Source organism: Citrobacter sp. W9, from assembly GCF_026719375.1.
Taxonomy (GTDB): domain Bacteria; phylum Pseudomonadota; class Gammaproteobacteria; order Enterobacterales; family Enterobacteriaceae; genus Citrobacter; species Citrobacter werkmanii.
In genome coordinates this window covers 62,335-78,205 of sequence record NZ_JAPPTE010000014.1, presented here as the reverse complement: position 1 = coordinate 78,205, position 15,871 = coordinate 62,335, and the positions used below count along the sequence as shown (strand labels likewise).

Sequence of the window (15,871 nt, the reverse complement as noted above, 5' to 3'; positions counted from 1 at the left end):
TTTTTTCATCCGTGACAATGACGACAATGACGAAATGACACGTCGTCACCCGTCTTTGATTTTTTATATATTTGAAAATAAAGGAAATTAATTTTGGCATGAAATGTGCTTAAGGCTGTTCATCTCTGCTAAACGGGTAACCTGACATGACTATTTGGGAAATAAGCGAAAAAGCCGATTACATCGCTGAACGGCATCGTCGCCTACAGGACCAGTGGCGTATTTACTGCAACTCGCTGGTTCAGGGGATCACCCTGTCGAAAGCGCGTTTGCATCATGCGATGAGCTGCGCGCCGGACAAAGATCTGTGCTTTGTCCTTTTTGAACACTTCGTTATCTACGTCACGCTGGCGGATGGCTTCAACAGTCACACCATCGAGTATTACGTCGAAACGAAAGAGGGTGATGATAAACAACTGATTGCACAGGCACAGTTGACCATCGACGGTAAAGTTGATGAGCGTATCAGCAACCGCGATCGCGAGCAGGTGCTGGAGCACTATCTCGAAAAAATCGCCAGTGTCTACGACAGCCTGTACACCGCGGTTGAGAACAATATGCCGGTGAATTTAAGCCAGCTGGTTGCGGGACATAGCCCGGCGTAAGCCTCGGGTGCTGCCCACGTTTGTCATGACGCGGCGTTACTACTGCGTCACGACAGTTTAGGGAATGGGCATGTCGAAAAATGTCGAAATGACATTTGCCTGACATGTTTTCGTCAAAAATGACTATCACCTGAGGAATGCCTGGTGAATCGTTTTGTAATTGCTGACTCCACTCTTTGTATTGGCTGCCACACCTGTGAAGCCGCCTGCTCAGAGACACATCGCCAGCATGGCCTGCAGTCAATGCCGCGCCTGAAAGTGATGTTAAATGAAAAAGAATCCGCGCCGCAGCTTTGCCACCAGTGTGAAGATGCGCCTTGCGCTACCGTTTGTCCGGTTAATGCGATTAATCGCGTTGACGGCGCCGTACAGCTGAATGAAAGCCTGTGCGTAAGCTGCAAACTGTGCGGGATCGCCTGTCCGTTCGGTGCTATTGAGTTTTCCGGTAGCCGTCCGCTGCATATCCCGGCAAACGCCAATACATCAAAAGCGCCGCCGGCTCCGCCAGCTCCAGCTCGCGTAAGCACGCTGCTGGACTGGGTTCCGGGCATTCGTGCCATCGCGGTGAAATGCGATCTGTGTAGTTTTGACGAGCAAGGTCCGGCCTGCGTACGCATGTGTCCGACCAAAGCCCTGCATCTGGTGAGCAACATGGATATCGCCCGCGCCAGCAAACGTAAACGTGAGCTGACTTTCAATACCGACTTCGGCGATCTCACCTTGTTTCAGCAGGCTCAAAGTGGAGATGCAAAATGAGCGCAATTTCACTGATTAACAGCGGCGTGGCCTGGTTTACAGCGGCTGCGGTTCTGGCATTTCTGTTTTCATTTCATAAACCGCTGAGCGGCTGGATTGCAGGGGTTGGCGGCGCGGTTGGCAGTTTGTGTACGGCTGGCGCGGGTTTTATGGTGCTGACCAACGCGCTGGCGGTAAGCGGTGTGATGCCGTTTATTGGTCACAGCCTGCAAATTACCCCGTTGAACGCTATCTGGCTGATTACTCTGGGCCTGTGCGGTCTGTTTGTCAGCCTGTACAACATTGACTGGCATCGCCATCCACAGGTGAAAGCCAACGGCCTGCTGGTGAATCTGCTGATGGCCGCAGCGGTATGTGCGGTGGTTGCCAGCAACCTCGGTACGCTGGTGGTGATGGCGGAAATCATGGCGCTGTGCGCGGTGTTCCTGACCGGTTGCAGTAAAGAAGGCAAGCTGTGGTTTGCGCTGGGGCGCATCGGCACGCTGCTGTTGGCGATTGCCTGCTACCTGGTGTGGCAGCGCTACGGTACGCTGGAACTGCGTCTGCTCGATCTGCGCACCCAGGAGCTGCCGCTTGGGTCTGACATCTGGCTGCTGGGCGTGGCGGGGTTTGGCCTGCTGGCCGGGATTATCCCACTGCACGGTTGGGTGCCGCAGGCACACGCCAACGCCAGCGCGCCGGCTGCGGCACTGTTTTCTACCGTGGTCATGAAGGTCGGTCTGCTGGGTATTCTCTCCCTGTCGCTGCTGGGCGGTAACGCGCCGCTGTGGTGGGGCATTACGCTGTTGGTGCTGGGTATGATCACCGCATTTGTCGGCGGTCTGTATGCGCTAATGGAACATAACATCCAGCGTTTGCTGGCGTACCACACGCTGGAAAACATCGGCATTATTCTGCTGGGGCTGGGCGCTGGCGTAACCGGGATTTCACTGAATCAACCGGCGCTGATTGCGTTGGGTTTGACCGGGGGTCTGTACCATCTGGTCAACCACAGCCTGTTCAAAAGCGTTCTGTTCCTCGGTGCTGGCAGCATCTGGTTCCGTACCGGTCATCGTGATATCGAGAAGTTGGGCGGTATCGGTAAACGTATGCCGGTTATTTCTCTGGCGATGCTGGTTGGCCTGATGGCGATGGCCGCACTGCCGCCGCTGAACGGTTTTGCCGGTGAGTGGGTCATCTATCAGTCCTTCTTTAAGCTTGGCAACAGCGGCGCGTTTGTCGGTCGTCTGTTAGGGCCGTTGCTGGCGGTAGGACTGGCGATTACTGGCGCGCTGGCGGTGATGTGTATGGCGAAAGTGTATGGCGTTACGTTCCTTGGCGCGCCGCGCACGAAGGAAGCTGAAAATGCCTGCTGCGCGCCAATCCTGATGGGCGTGAGCGTGGTTGCGCTGGCTATCTGCTGCGTAATTGGCGGCGTTGCTGCGCCGTGGTTGCTGCCGATGATTTCCTCTGCCGTTCCACTGCCGCTGGAAACCGCGAACACCACCGTTTCTCAGCCAATGATCACGCTGCTGCTGATCGCGTGTCCGCTGCTGCCGTTCATCATCATGGCAATTTTCAAAGGCAACCGTCTGCCGTCGCGTTCACGCGGTGCGGCATGGGTGTGTGGTTACGATCACGAGCAGTCAATGGTCATTACCGCCCACGGTTTTGCCATGCCGGTGAAAGAAGCCTTTGCCCCGGTACTCAAATTGCGTAAATGGCTGAACCCGGTATCACTGGTTCCGGGCTGGCAGAATGCGGCCGCCCCGGTACTGTTTCGTCGCCTGGCGTTGATTGAGCTGGCGGTGCTGGTGGTGATTGTGGTTTCACGAGGAGCCTGAAAATGAGTGTTTTATATCCGTTAATTCAGGCGCTGGTGCTGTTTGCCGTTGCGCCGCTGCTGTCCGGTGTGACCCGCGTGGCGCGTGCGCGTTTGCATAATCGTCGCGGTCCGGGCGTTTTGCAGGAATACCGCGACATTATCAAACTGCTGGGCCGTCAGAGCATTGCGCCTGCGGATTCCAGCTGGGTTTTCCGCCTGACGCCATTTGTGATGGTGGGCGTGATGCTGACTATCGCCACCGCGTTGCCGGTAGTGACCGTTGGTTCACCGCTGCCGCAATTGGGCGATCTGATCACCTTAATTTACTTGTTCGCCATCGCCCGTTTCTTTTTCTCTATCGCTGGCCTGGATACCGGTAGCCCGTTTACTGCGATTGGCGCCAGCCGCGAAGCGATGCTCGGCGTGCTGGTTGAACCTATCCTGCTGCTGGGACTGTGGGTGGCGGCGCAGGTTGCGGGTTCAACCCATATCAGCAATATCGCCGATACCGTTTACCACTGGCCTGCTGCGCGCAGCATCCCGCTGATTCTGGCCCTGTGCGCCTGTGCTTTCGCCACCTTTATCGAAATGGGCAAACTGCCGTTCGATCTGGCGGAAGCAGAGCAGGAACTGCAGGAAGGTCCATTGACCGAATACAGCGGCAGCGGTTTTGCGGTGCTGAAGTGGGGTATTAGCCTCAAACAGCTGGTCGTTCTGCAAATGTTCATCGGCGTGTTCCTGCCGTGGGGACAGATGGAGACCTTCACCGCGGGTGGGCTGCTGCTGGCGCTGGTGATTGCCGTCGTCAAGCTGGTCCTCGGCGTGCTGGTCATTGCCTTGTTCGAAAACAGCATGGCGCGTCTGCGTTTTTGCGCCACTTCACGCGTGACCTGGGCCGGTTTTGGGTTTGCGTTTTTAGCGTTCGTCTCCTTGCTGGTGGCGTGATTTAAGAGAGTTTGAGCATGTCTGAAGAAAAATTAGGTCAACACTATCTCGCCGCTCTGCACCAGGCCTTTCCGGGCGTGGTGCTGGATGAAGCCTGGCAGACCAAAGATCAGCTGACGATCACCGTCAAGGTGAACTACCTGCCGGAAGTGGTTGAGTTCCTGTACTACAAACAGGGCGGCTGGTTGTCCGTGCTGTTTGGTAACGACGAACGTCAGTTGTGCGGCCATTACGCCGTTTATTACGTGATGTCGATGGAGCAGGGCACCAAGTGCTGGATTACCGTCCGCGTTGAAGTGGATGCCAATAAGCTGGAATTCCCATCCGTGACGCCACGCGTTCCGGCAGCCGTCTGGGGCGAGCGTGAAGTGCGCGACATGTACGGTTTGATCCCGGTCGGTTTGCCGGATGAACGTCGTCTGGTGCTGCCGGATGATTGGCCGGACGAGCTGTATCCGCTGCGTAAAGACAGTATGGATTATCGTCAGCGCCCGGCGCCGACCACCGATGCTGAAACCTACGAGTTCATCAACGAACTGGGTGACAAGAAAAATAACGTGGTGCCGATTGGCCCGCTGCACGTGACCTCCGATGAGCCCGGTCACTTCCGTCTGTTTGTTGACGGCGAGAACATCATCGACGCCGACTATCGTCTGTTCTATGTCCACCGCGGCATGGAGAAACTGGCGGAAACCCGTATGGGTTACAACGAAGTGACGTTCCTGTCGGACCGCGTGTGCGGCATCTGCGGTTTTGCCCACAGCACCGCCTATACCACCTCCGTAGAGAATGCGATGGGTATCGTGGTGCCGGAGCGCGCGCAGATGATCCGCGCCATTCTGCTGGAGGTGGAGCGCTTGCACTCGCACCTGCTGAACCTCGGCCTGGCCTGTCACTTCACCGGTTTTGATTCCGGCTTTATGCAGTTCTTCCGCGTGCGTGAAACGTCGATGAAGATGGCGGAGATCCTCACCGGGGCGCGTAAAACTTACGGTATGAACCTGATCGGCGGTATCCGTCGTGACCTGCTGAAAGACGATATGATCCAGACCCGTCAACTGGCGCAGCAGATGCGTCGTGAGGTGCAGGAACTGGTCGATATGCTGCTCAGCACGCCAAACATGGAACAGCGTACCGTGGGTATTGGTCGTCTGGATCCGGAGATCGCCCGCGACTTTAGTAACGTCGGTCCGATGGTTCGCGCCAGCGGTCACGCGCGTGACACCCGCGCCGATCACCCATTTGTGGGTTATGGTTTGCTGCCGATGGAAGTGCACAGCGAGCAGGGTTGCGACGTCATTTCTCGTCTTAAAGTCCGTATCAATGAAGTCTATACCGCACTAAACATGATCGACTTTGGTCTGGACAACCTGCCGGGCGGCCCGCTGGCGGTGGAAGGCTTTACCTATATTCCTCACCGCTTCGCGCTGGGCTTTGCCGAAGCGCCGCGCGGCGATGACATCCACTGGAGCATGACCGGCGATAACCAGAAACTGTATCGCTGGCGCTGCCGTGCGGCGACCTACGCCAACTGGCCAACGCTGCGTTACATGCTGCGTGGCAACACTGTTTCCGATGCCCCGCTGATTATCGGTAGCCTCGATCCTTGCTACTCCTGTACTGACCGTATGACCGTGGTCGATGTGCGTAAGAAGAAGAGCAAAGTCGTACCGTACAAAGAACTTGAGCGCTACAGCATCGAGCGTAAAAACTCGCCGCTGAAATAAGGAATCGCCATGTTTACCTTTATCAAAAAAGTCATCAAAACCGGGGCGCCGACGTCGTCGTATCCGCTGGAGCCGATTGCGGTCGATAAAAATTTCCGCGGTAAACCCGAGCACAATCCGCAGCAGTGCATTGGCTGCGCGGCCTGTGTCAATGCGTGTCCATCCAATGCGCTGACGGTTGAAACCGATCTGGTTACCAATGAGCTGGCGTGGCAGTTCAACCTCGGTCGCTGCATCTTCTGCGCCCGCTGCGAAGAAGTTTGCCCGACGGCGGCGATCAAGCTGTCGCAGGAATATGAGCTGGCGGTATGGAAGAAAGAAGATTTCCTGCAGCAGTCTCGCTTTTCGCTGTGTAACTGCCGCGTCTGTAACCGCCCGTTCGCGGTACAAAAAGAGATTGATTACGCCATTGCGCTGCTCAAGCACAACGGTGACAGTCGCGCGGAAAACCACCGTGAAAGCTTTGAGACCTGCCCGGATTGTAAGCGCCAGAAATGTCTGGTGCCGTCTGACCGTATTGAACTGACTCGCCATATGAAAGAGGCCAGCTGATGAGCAATTTATTAGGCCCACGTGACGCCAACGGTATTCCGGTACCGATGACGGTGGATGAATCCATTGCCAGCATGAAAGCATCGCTGCTGAAAAGCATCAAGCGTTCAGCGTATGTTTATCGTGTGGACTGCGGCGGCTGCAACGGCTGCGAAATCGAAATTTTCGCCACGCTCTCTCCGCTGTTTGATGCCGAACGCTTTGGTATCAAAGTGGTACCGTCGCCGCGTCATGCGGATATCCTGCTGTTTACCGGCGCGGTAACCCGCGCGATGCGTTCTCCGGCGCTGCGCGCCTGGCAGTCTGCGCCGGATCCGAAAATTTGTATCTCTTACGGCGCCTGCGGTAACAGCGGCGGTATCTTCCACGACTTATACTGCGTATGGGGCGGCACGGATAAAATCGTTCCGGTGGACGTGTATATTCCTGGCTGTCCGCCGACGCCTGCGGCAACGCTGTACGGTTTTGCGATGGCGCTGGGTCTGCTGGAACAGAAAATTCATGCGCGTGCGCCAGGTGAACTGGACGAACAGCCCGCTGAAATTCTGCATCCGGATATGGTTCAACCGCTGCGTGTGAAGGTGGACCGCGAAGCTCGCCGTCTGGCGGGTTACCGCTACGGTCGCCAGATTGCTGATGACTATATGACGCAGTTAGGGCAGGGTGAACATCAGGTGGCGCGCTGGCTGGAAGCGGAAAACGATCCGCGTCTGACCGAAATCGTCACGCATCTTAACCATGTAGTCGAAGAGGCGCGTATCCGATGAGTGAAACGGTGGTGTTCAGTCAACTGAGCCGTAAGTTTATTGATGAGAACGATGCGACGCCCGCAGAGGCGCAGCAGGTTGTCTATTACAGCCTGGCGATTGGTCACCACCTTGGGATCATCGATTGCCTGGAAGCGGCGTTAACCTGTCCGTGGGATGAATATCTGGCGTGGATAGCCACCCTTGCCGAGGGCAGCGAAGCCCGGCGGAAAATGGAAGGCGTGCCGAAGTATGGCGAGATCGTCATCGATTTCAACCATGTGCAAATGCTGGCGCGCGCGTTTGATGATGCGCGCGCCGTGCAGACTCCGCAGCAGCAGGAGTGGAGCAAGCTGATGCTCAGCATGCTGCATGATATTCACCAGGAAAGCGCCATCTATCTGATGGTGAGGAGACACCGTGACTGACGTTTTACTTTGTGTCGGCAACAGCATGATGGGCGATGACGGCGCGGGTCCGCTACTGGCGGAAATGTGCGCTGCCAATCCTCAGGGCAACTGGGTTGTCATCGACGGCGGCAGCGCGCCGGAAAACGATATCGTCGCTATCCGTGAACTGCGCCCGCAGCGTCTGTTGATTGTGGATGCCACCGACATGGGGTTAAACCCGGGTGAAATCCGCATTATCGACCCGGATGATATTGCTGAAATGTTCATGATGACCACCCACAACATGCCGCTGAACTATCTGGTCGATCAGCTAAAAGAGGATGTTGGCGAGGTGATCTTCCTCGGCATTCAGCCGGATATTGTCGGTTTTTATTACCCGATGACGCAGCCGATCAAAGATGCGGTCGAGACCGTCTATCAACGATTAGCCGGATGGGAAGGCCACGGTGGATTTTCCTGGTTAGAAGCGCCAGAAGAGTAACCTTACCAACGCCGGATGCCAGTGGCATCCGGCCTGTTTTGAGCCTCACACACTCTGTTCTTCACTTGCCTGCTCGATAATTAATTTCCCCTGCATCACCGAAACATTCACTGCCGTCCCGGTAGGGAATCCCGCTTGTTCCAGCCAGTCGCCGTTCAGCGTTAGCGAGGCATGCCGACTGATACGGAGCGTGAAACCCGTATTACGATCTTCATGGCGTTTTCTGACATAGCCCACTTTCAAACGACGTACGGGTTTGGTGATAACCACTGCTGTTGTGCCATTTTCATCAGACATGAACGCTTCCTTGTGGTGAACGGATAAGAGCAAAACTACTGAATAAAATGCCAGTAAAAATGCGCAAGAGCAAACCGGAAACTGGAAGGAAGATTCCACATTTGGAATGCAATTCATGAAATGAAAATAGGTGATTCTGCCGGAGGATTACAAAACCCTCCGGCTGGGGAATTACGCCAGATCGGCCCCGTTACTGGCGATCACTTTTTTGTACCACCAGAATGATTTTTTGCGGGTACGCACCAGCGTGCCTTGGCCCGCATCGTCCCGGTCTACATACACAAAACCGTAACGCTTGCTCATCTCGCCGGTTGAGGCGGAAACCAGATCGATGCAGCCCCAGGTGGTGTAACCCATTAGCGGCACACCATCTTCAATGGCGTCAGCCATGGCGCGGATGTGTTCGCGTAAATAGCGAATGCGATAGTCGTCATTGATCTCGCCGTTGGCATCCATTTCATCTTTCGCCCCCAGCCCGTTTTCCACCAGAAACAGCGGCTTCTGATAACGGTCATACATCATATTCATCGTGATGCGCAGGCCAAGCGGATCGATACCCCAGCCCCATTCGCTGGCGGCAATGTACGGATTACGCAGTGATTTCACTACGTTGGCAGCGCTGGTGTTGCCCGTGTTCATGTCAGCGGAGGCGCAGCGTGATGCGTAATAGCTAAACGAGACGAAATCGACGGTGTTCTTCAGGATGTCGTCATCTTCCGCGGCTTTTTCTATCGTCACGCCCTTTTCGCGAAACACCCGGGCGGAGTAGGCGGGATAAGCCCCGCGCGCCTGCACATCAATAAAGAACAGGTTTTCGCGGTCTTTTTCCAGCGCGGTCCACACATCTTCTGGTTTACAGGAATAAGGATAAAAATTACCGCCCGCCAGCATGCAGCCGACCCGATTTTGCGGATTTACTTCATGGGCGATTTTCGTCGCCAGGGCACTGGCAATCAGTTCGTGGTGGGCGGACTGATATTTCACCTGATCCTGATTTTCCCCCTCTTCAAACACCAACCCGGCCCCTGAAAAAGGGCTGTGCAGCATGATGTTGATTTCGTTGAACGTCAGCCAGTATTTCACCAGACCGTCAAAGGCTTCGAAGCAGGTGCGGGCGTAACGGGTAAAGAACTCCACCATTTTGCGGTTCCGCCAGGAGCCGTACCCGGTAACCAGATGCATGGGCACATCGAAGTGACATAGCGTGACTAACGGCTCAATACCGTATTTTTTACACTCGGCAAAAACGTCCCGGTAAAAAGCGATACCTTCTTCATTAGGCGCCACTTCGTCGCCGTTAGGGTAGAGACGACTCCAGGCTATTGAGGTGCGAAAAACCGTAAACCCCATTTCCGCCATCAGCGCAATATCTTCCTTGTAGCGATGATAAAAGTCGATCGCCTGATGGCTGGGATAAAATTCGTCGTCCTGAAGCGTATAGCGCTTCTCCTGACCCAGTTTAACCGGCATCCGGTGTTCGCCATGGGGGATCATATCGACGGTGGTCAGCCCTTTACCGCCTTCCCGGTATGCCCCTTCAGACTGGTTGGCGGCCAGCGCGCCGCCCCATAAAAATCCTTGCGGAAAAACAGACATAGTTAACCTCAGTTCATGCCAGTCAAATACTGGCTCCATTGATATTGCCCGCTTGTGCGGCCTGATTTTTTCTGGCCTGCGCGGCAGCATCTTCGACAGGAATATCTTCAAAGCCGAGAATCAGTGTTAATACAAAGGAAAGCACGACCGCCAGCGCCATCACGCCAAACACCCAGACAATGGTCATCGGATTAGCCGGATCGAAAAACTGGACGCTGGTGAACAGGCCAGGGGCCGCCATGGAATGACTCGCCAGTCCAGCCATACCGGCAACGGCACCGCAGATAAAACCGCTGATTAGGCTCGCAATCAGTGGGCGTTTCAGACGGATCGCCACGCCGTACAGCGCGGGTTCGGAAATGCCTGCCATGATGGCTGAAGCGGCGGCCGCTAACGCTGTCTGACGCAGTTCCGGGTTTTTGGTTTTCCATGCCACCGCCAGCGATGAACCGCCCAGCGACAGATTGGCGCCGATTTCAGAGGGCATCACCATGCCTTCTTTACCGGTTTCGGCAATGGTCTGGATAATGGTGGGCGTAAACACGCGGTGCATACCCGTCATCACCAACAGCGGCCACAATGCGCCCATAATGGCGACCGACAGCCAGCCGAGATAGCCGTGAATGGTATAGACCAGCGCTGAAATTGCGCTACCGATCCAGATACCAATCGGGCCGATTAAAACGATCGCGAGCGGGGCGGCGATCAGCACGATCAGCATCGGTTTGAGGAAGTTTTTGGTCACTGCCGGCGTGATACGATCCACCCAACGTTCGATATATGACAGACACCAGGTCATGACCAGTGCCGGGATCACAGTGTAGGTGTATTTGACCGCCGTCACCGGGATCAGGGCGAACTCAACGTGCTCACCCTGCGCGGCTTTTGCCATCAGATCGATAAAACTGGGATGGACCAGCACACCCGCAATAGCAATTGCCAGCGACATGTTGGTTTTGAATTTGATGGCTGCCGAAGCGGCGACCATCAGCGGCAGGAAGAAAAATGCGCCGTCGCCGATAACGGTCAGAATGGTGAGGGTGGACGATCCTTTCACCAGCACGCCGGTCATTTCCAGAACCATTGCCAGCAGCTTGAGCATTGATCCACCGATAATTGCCGGGATCAGCGGTGACATCGTGCCGATCAGCGCATCGAGGATCCCCGCGCCAATCCGTTTCAGCGTCAGCCGGGGTTTGGTTTGCGGCTCAGCAGGTTGCATGTTGGCAGGTAGCAGGCTGACAACTTCGCGATACGCCTGTGAAACGGTGTTGCCGATGATCACCTGACACTGATTATCGTTACGTACTACGCCCAGCACGCCAGGAAGCGTTTTCAGCGTCGCGCTATCGACCTGCGCATCATCTTTGATAACGAAACGCAAACGGGTCATACAGTGGGTCACTGCTGTGATGTTGTCGACGCCTCCCAGAGCCGTCACAACGGAGCGCGCCAGCGCTGCATAATTCTTGGACATCGGATTTAATCCTGTTTTATCAGTAGGGTACGTTATGTTTTATCCGTTTGCGCAGGTCACGTTTCTGAGTTGATGAAACTCAGATAGGAAACCGGTTCCACAAAATCATGTTTAATTTATATTCTTTAAACAAGGATTAATTTTTATTGTTTTTATAATTGTGATGATGATCACCAGATGTCAGGCGCCGCGTTTTAGCAGCGAGGACAGCGGCGAAACGGTGCAGTACACTGCGTCACATTAAGAGCAAAGGGATGAGTACTATGACCACGATGCTGGAGGTGGCGAAGCGGGCCGGGGTGTCGAAAGCGACGGTTTCCCGGGTGCTTTCCGGGAACGGTTACGTCAGCCAGGAAACCAAAGACCGTGTGTTTCAGGCCATTGAAGAGAGTGGTTACCGCCCTAATTTACTGGCGCGCAGCCTGGCGGCGAAGACCACGCAGACGCTGGGTCTGGTGGTGACCAATACTCTTTATCATGGCGTCTATTTCAGCGAGCTGCTGTTTCACACCGCGCGGATGGCGGAGGATAAGGGGCGCCAGTTGTTGCTGGCTGATGGTAAACATAGCGCAGAGGAAGAGCGTCAGGCGATCCAGTACTTACTCGACCTGCGCTGTGACGCGATTATGATCTATCCGCGTTTTCTCAGCGTGGATGAAATAGACGAGATCATTGACGCGCACGCCCAGCCGATTATGGTGCTTAATCGACGGCTGCGTAAAAACAGTAGCCACAGCGTCTGGTGCGATCAAAAACAAACCAGCTTTAACGCCGTTGCGCAGTTGATTGCCGCCGGGCACCAGGAGATTGGTTTTATTACCGGCTCGATGGATTCGCCTACCGGCGTGGAACGACTCTCAGGCTATAAAGACGCGCTGGCTGCGCATGGCATTTCGCTAAATAATGATTTGATTGTCAAAGGAAAGTGGACGCCAGCCTGCGGTGCGGCGGGCGTTGATACCTTGCTTTCACGCAAGATCAATTTTACCGCGCTGGTGGCCAGCAATGATGATATGGCGATAGGCGCGATGAAGCAGTTGCATGATCAGGGTATCCGTGTGCCTGCCCAGGTGTCGGTGATTGGTTTCGATGATATCGCCATCGCGCCATACACTATTCCGGCGCTTTCCAGCGTCAAAATTCCGGTGACGGAAATGATCCAGGAAACGATTGGTCGCCTGATATTTATGCTGGGTGACGGGGCATTTACGCCGCCAAAAATCTTCACCGGGGAACTCATTCAGCGCGATTCTGTTGCGCCATACGTTTCGCGCTGACGGCTGTCATGTGTCATCGTCACTAGTGACGATGACACACCATTCTCACATCCATCAAAATAAAAACCCTTTAATAACAGTGCATTAAAATTTGGCACGATTCGTGAATACTTCGGCAGATAATCTGTCATTGCTGGAGAAATTGATGAACCGTTTCATCATTGCAGACGCCAATAAATGCATTGGTTGCCGTACCTGTGAAGTGGCCTGCGTAGTATCCCATCAGGATAACCAGGACTGCGCATCGCTGACCCCTGAAACCTTTTTACCCCGCATTCACGTCATCAAAGGCGTTAACGTCTCCACGGCGACGCTGTGCCGCCAGTGTGAAGACGCGCCGTGCGCTAACGTCTGTCCGAACGGAGCAATCAGCCGTGATAAAGGCTTTGTCCATGTGATGCAGGAACGCTGCATTGGCTGTAAAACCTGCGTGGTGGCGTGTCCTTATGGGGCAATGGAAGTTGTCGTGCGTCCGGTTGTGCGTAACAGCGGCGCGGGCCTGAACGTTCGTGCAGAAAAAGCCGAAGCCAACAAGTGCGACCTGTGCCACCACCGCGAAGCGGGTCCTGCCTGTATGGAAGTCTGCCCGACTCACGCGCTGATTTATGTGGATCGCAATAAGCTTGAGCAACTGAGCGCTGAAAAACGCCGCCGCGCGGCGCTGGACTCCACCGCATCTTTGCTGTTCTGATCGCTAAAAATCCGCGTAAAATACGGTAGTACTTATGCCGGATGGCGGCTTCGCCTTATCCGGCCTACTTTTCGCATCCACGTAGGCCTGATAAGCGTAGCGCCATCCGGCAAACCGGGATAGATGACTGCGGGAAGGACATAATGACAATCAATAACCACTCCGGCGTACAACTGCGTATTCGCGGCAAGGTACAGGGCGTCGGGTTTCGCCCCTTCGTCTGGCAACTGGCGCAGCGCCTGCAACTGCATGGCGACGTGTGCAACGACGGTGACGGTGTGGTGGTGCGCTTACAGGAAGATCCGGCGGAGTTTATTGCGCAATTACATCAACATTGTCCGCCGCTGGCGCGCATTGATAGCATTGAGAGCGAACCATTCGCCTGGACGCAGCAGCCTGCCGATTTCTCGATTCGCCAAAGTGCAGGCGGTACGATGAATACGCAAATTGTCCCGGACGCCGCGACCTGTCCCGAATGCCTTGTTGAAATGAACACCCCCGGCGAACGTCGCTATCGCTACCCCTTCATCAACTGTACCCATTGTGGTCCGCGTTTTACGATTATCCGCGCCATGCCGTACGACCGTCCGTTTACCGTGATGGCGTCCTTCCCTCTCTGTGCGCAATGCGATACAGAGTATCGCGATCCCTATGACCGTCGCTTTCACGCCCAACCCGTTGCCTGCCCGCAATGTGGTCCACATCTTGAGTGGCTAAGCGCGGGTGAGCGAGCGGAAAAAGAAGAGGCGCTGCAGGCGGCGGTAGCGTTGCTAAAAGCGGGCGGCATTGTCGCGGTGAAAGGCATTGGCGGTTTTCATCTGGTCTGCGATGCGCAAAATGATAATGCTGTGGCGCTGCTCCGGTTGCGTAAACATCGCCCGGCTAAGCCGTTGGCGGTGATGTTGCCTGCTGACGACGGACTGCCTGAAGCTGCGCGTCGTCTGTTAACCACCCCTTCCGCGCCGATCGTGTTGGTGCAAAAACGCTATGTAGCGGCATTGAGCGAGGGAATAGCGCCAGGGTTAACGGAAGTTGGCGTTATGCTGCCAGCGAATCCGTTGCAGCATCTCCTGTTACAAGAGATGCAGTGCCCGCTGGTAATGACCTCCGGCAACCTCAGCGGCAGGCCGCCAGCCATTACCAACGCGCAGGCGCTGGAAGATTTACGCGAAATTGCCGACGGTTTCCTGCTGCATAACCGCGAAATTGTGCAGCGCATGGATGACTCCGTGGTGCGTGAAAGCGGGGAAATGCTGCGCCGCTCGCGGGGTTACGTGCCGGATGCGGTCGCGTTGCCGCCGGGTTTTCGTGACGTGCCGCCGATGCTGTGTTTAGGTGCGGATCTAAAAAATACCTTCTGTCTGGTACGTGGCGAACAGGCGGTTATCAGTCAGCATTTGGGTGATCTCAGCGATGACGGCATCCAGCAGCAGTGGCGTGATGCGCTGCGCCTGATCCAGAACATTTATGACTTTACGCCACAGCGTATCGTGCATGACGCCCACCCCGGCTATGTTTCCAGCCTGTGGGCCAGTGAGATGAATCTGCCGAGCGAAACGGTGCTGCATCACCATGCGCATGCCGCTGCGTGTATGGCCGAGCACGGTTGGCCGCTGGACTGTGGAGATGTTATCGCTCTGACGGTAGACGGTATCGGCATGGGGGCAAACGGCGCGCTGTGGGGCGGAGAGTGTTTGCGGGTCAACTATCGTGAATGCGAACACCTGGGCGGCTTACCCGCGGTCGCGCTGGCGGGCGGCGATCTGGCGGCAAAGCAGCCGTGGCGTAACCTGCTCGCGCAGTGTCTGCGTTTTGTCCCTGACTGGCAGCGATTCCCGGAAACATCGGCGCTGCAACAGCAAAACTGGAACGTGCTGACACGCGCCATTGAGCGGGGGATCAATGCGCCGCTGGCGTCATCGTGCGGACGGCTGTTTGATGCCGTTGCCGCCGCGCTCCAGTGCGCACCGACTTCGCTGAGCTATGAAGGCGAGGCTGCCTGCGCGCTGGAGGCACTGGCATCGCAATGTGAAGGCGTTGAGCATCCGGTAACAATCCCCTTGCAAGGTAATGAGCTTGACCTGGCTGTTTTTTGGCAGCAATGGCTGAACTGGCAGGGGGCGCCTGCAGCAAGAGCGTGGGCGTTTCATGATGCGCTGGCGTGTGGGTTTGCCACGCTGATGCGTGAGCAGGCTGAAGCGCGTGGCGTTAAGACGTTAGTATTCAGCGGTGGCGTGATGCATAACCGTTTGTTGTCATCGCGGCTGGCATTTTATCTGGCTGATTTCACCTTACTGTTCCCGCAGCGTTTACCGGCGGGTGATGGGGGATTATCGCTGGGGCAGGGCGTGATTGCCGCGGCGCGCTGGTTGGCGCAAAAATAAAAAAAAGCCCCGGGACTGGCGGGGCAAGAAAAACATGTCGGGGCATACCGACAAGTGGCAACGCACGTCCATGTGCGTGAGGTTAATAAATCAGTAGCAGCATTGCCGGATAAGGCGCGGCGC

Annotated in this window: 15 protein-coding genes; 12 read left to right on the top strand and 3 right to left on the bottom strand. The window is 55.6% G+C overall.

Annotated features, from left to right (window positions below):
• Window positions 1–146 precede the first annotated feature (146 nt).
• The 9 genes from hycA to hycI all read left to right on the top strand — a co-directional run bounded on the left by hycA (window position 147) and on the right by hycI (window position 8,026).
• Entirely contained in the window at window positions 147–605 is a 459-nt protein-coding gene (gene hycA, locus OOJ59_RS18770; RefSeq protein ID WP_038633094.1) for a formate hydrogenlyase regulator HycA, read from the top strand.
• A gap of 144 nt (window positions 606–749) precedes the next feature.
• Window positions 750–1,361 (top strand): formate hydrogenlyase subunit HycB, encoded by a 612-nt coding sequence (hycB, locus tag OOJ59_RS18765; RefSeq protein ID WP_038633091.1) that lies wholly within the window; start codon window positions 750–752, stop codon window positions 1,359–1,361.
• A complete protein-coding gene (gene hycC / locus OOJ59_RS18760; RefSeq protein ID WP_069324563.1) occupies window positions 1,358–3,184 on the top strand; it encodes a formate hydrogenlyase subunit 3 in 1,827 nt (608 codons plus the stop codon). Before hycB ends, hycC begins: the two co-directional genes overlap by 4 nt.
• A gap of 2 nt (window positions 3,185–3,186) precedes the next feature.
• Window positions 3,187–4,110, top strand: coding sequence for a respiratory chain complex I subunit 1 family protein (locus OOJ59_RS18755; protein ID WP_160955467.1), 924 nt, complete (start codon window positions 3,187–3,189; stop codon window positions 4,108–4,110).
• Between the two features lie 17 nt (window positions 4,111–4,127).
• Window positions 4,128–5,837, top strand: coding sequence for a formate hydrogenlyase subunit HycE (hycE, locus tag OOJ59_RS18750; RefSeq protein ID WP_006687169.1), 1,710 nt, complete (start codon window positions 4,128–4,130; stop codon window positions 5,835–5,837).
• Window positions 5,838–5,846: 9 nt separating this feature from the next.
• Complete coding sequence (gene hycF, locus OOJ59_RS18745) at window positions 5,847–6,389, top strand: formate hydrogenlyase subunit HycF (protein WP_038633082.1); 543 nt, start codon at window positions 5,847–5,849, stop codon at window positions 6,387–6,389.
• Window positions 6,389–7,156 carry a formate hydrogenlyase subunit HycG gene (hycG, locus tag OOJ59_RS18740; protein WP_003037388.1) on the top strand — a complete coding sequence of 256 codons (768 nt, stop codon included), beginning with the start codon at window positions 6,389–6,391 and terminating at the stop codon, window positions 7,154–7,156. Before hycF ends, hycG begins: the two co-directional genes overlap by 1 nt.
• Window positions 7,153–7,563 (top strand): formate hydrogenlyase maturation HycH family protein, encoded by a 411-nt coding sequence (locus tag OOJ59_RS18735; RefSeq protein WP_003037385.1) that lies wholly within the window; start codon window positions 7,153–7,155, stop codon window positions 7,561–7,563. The genes hycG and OOJ59_RS18735 overlap by 4 nt, the downstream gene beginning before the upstream one ends.
• Window positions 7,556–8,026: a hydrogenase maturation peptidase HycI gene (gene hycI / locus OOJ59_RS18730; protein WP_160955466.1), complete on the top strand. Its 471-nt coding sequence runs from the start codon at window positions 7,556–7,558 to the stop codon at window positions 8,024–8,026. Before OOJ59_RS18735 ends, hycI begins: the two co-directional genes overlap by 8 nt.
• A gap of 45 nt (window positions 8,027–8,071) precedes the next feature.
• Here hycI and OOJ59_RS18725 read toward each other — a convergent pair whose 3' ends face one another.
• The 3 genes from OOJ59_RS18725 to ascF form a co-directional block, all read right to left on the bottom strand.
• Window positions 8,072–8,323, bottom strand: a complete 252-nt coding sequence (locus OOJ59_RS18725) for a SymE family type I addiction module toxin (protein WP_038633077.1) — start codon at window positions 8,321–8,323, stop codon at window positions 8,072–8,074.
• A 171-nt stretch (window positions 8,324–8,494) separates the two neighbouring features.
• Window positions 8,495–9,919, bottom strand: a complete 1,425-nt coding sequence (locus OOJ59_RS18720; protein ID WP_160955465.1) for a 6-phospho-beta-glucosidase — start codon at window positions 9,917–9,919, stop codon at window positions 8,495–8,497.
• A 22-nt stretch (window positions 9,920–9,941) separates the two neighbouring features.
• Entirely contained in the window at window positions 9,942–11,396 is a 1,455-nt protein-coding gene (ascF, locus tag OOJ59_RS18715; RefSeq protein WP_087856227.1) for a PTS cellobiose/arbutin/salicin transporter subunit IIBC, read from the bottom strand.
• Between the two features lie 263 nt (window positions 11,397–11,659).
• Here ascF and OOJ59_RS18710 point away from each other — a divergent pair, with 263 nt between their 5' ends.
• The 3 genes from OOJ59_RS18710 to hypF all read left to right on the top strand — a co-directional run bounded on the left by OOJ59_RS18710 (window position 11,660) and on the right by hypF (window position 15,748).
• Complete coding sequence (locus tag OOJ59_RS18710) at window positions 11,660–12,673, top strand: LacI family DNA-binding transcriptional regulator (RefSeq protein ID WP_137347523.1); 1,014 nt, start codon at window positions 11,660–11,662, stop codon at window positions 12,671–12,673.
• A 145-nt stretch (window positions 12,674–12,818) separates the two neighbouring features.
• Window positions 12,819–13,364, top strand: coding sequence for an electron transport protein HydN (gene hydN / locus OOJ59_RS18705; RefSeq protein WP_003037366.1), 546 nt, complete (start codon window positions 12,819–12,821; stop codon window positions 13,362–13,364).
• Window positions 13,365–13,507: 143 nt separating this feature from the next.
• Window positions 13,508–15,748 (top strand): carbamoyltransferase HypF, encoded by a 2,241-nt coding sequence (gene hypF / locus OOJ59_RS18700; protein ID WP_160955464.1) that lies wholly within the window; start codon window positions 13,508–13,510, stop codon window positions 15,746–15,748.
• Window positions 15,749–15,871: the final 123 nt, after the last annotated feature.

What these genes read in the sequence shown, in the direction of transcription:
- hycE (WP_006687169.1), top strand. Translation starts at nt 4,128, where the DNA reads ATGTCTGAAGAAAAATTAGGTCAACACTATCTCGCCGCTCTGCACCAG.
- hycG (WP_003037388.1), top strand. Translation starts at nt 6,389, where the DNA reads ATGAGCAATTTATTAGGCCCACGTGACGCCAACGGTATTCCGGTACCG.
- OOJ59_RS18725 (WP_038633077.1), bottom strand. Translation starts at nt 8,323, where the DNA reads ATGTCTGATGAAAATGGCACAACAGCAGTGGTTATCACCAAACCCGTA.
- OOJ59_RS18735 (WP_003037385.1), top strand. Translation starts at nt 7,153, where the DNA reads ATGAGTGAAACGGTGGTGTTCAGTCAACTGAGCCGTAAGTTTATTGAT.
- hypF (WP_160955464.1), top strand. Translation starts at nt 13,508, where the DNA reads ATGACAATCAATAACCACTCCGGCGTACAACTGCGTATTCGCGGCAAG.
- OOJ59_RS18720 (WP_160955465.1), bottom strand. Translation starts at nt 9,919, where the DNA reads ATGTCTGTTTTTCCGCAAGGATTTTTATGGGGCGGCGCGCTGGCCGCC.
- OOJ59_RS18755 (WP_160955467.1), top strand. Translation starts at nt 3,187, where the DNA reads ATGAGTGTTTTATATCCGTTAATTCAGGCGCTGGTGCTGTTTGCCGTT.
- hycA (WP_038633094.1), top strand. Translation starts at nt 147, where the DNA reads ATGACTATTTGGGAAATAAGCGAAAAAGCCGATTACATCGCTGAACGG.
- ascF (WP_087856227.1), bottom strand. Translation starts at nt 11,396, where the DNA reads ATGTCCAAGAATTATGCAGCGCTGGCGCGCTCCGTTGTGACGGCTCTG.
- OOJ59_RS18710 (WP_137347523.1), top strand. Translation starts at nt 11,660, where the DNA reads ATGACCACGATGCTGGAGGTGGCGAAGCGGGCCGGGGTGTCGAAAGCG.
- hydN (WP_003037366.1), top strand. Translation starts at nt 12,819, where the DNA reads ATGAACCGTTTCATCATTGCAGACGCCAATAAATGCATTGGTTGCCGT.
- hycF (WP_038633082.1), top strand. Translation starts at nt 5,847, where the DNA reads ATGTTTACCTTTATCAAAAAAGTCATCAAAACCGGGGCGCCGACGTCG.
- hycC (WP_069324563.1), top strand. Translation starts at nt 1,358, where the DNA reads ATGAGCGCAATTTCACTGATTAACAGCGGCGTGGCCTGGTTTACAGCG.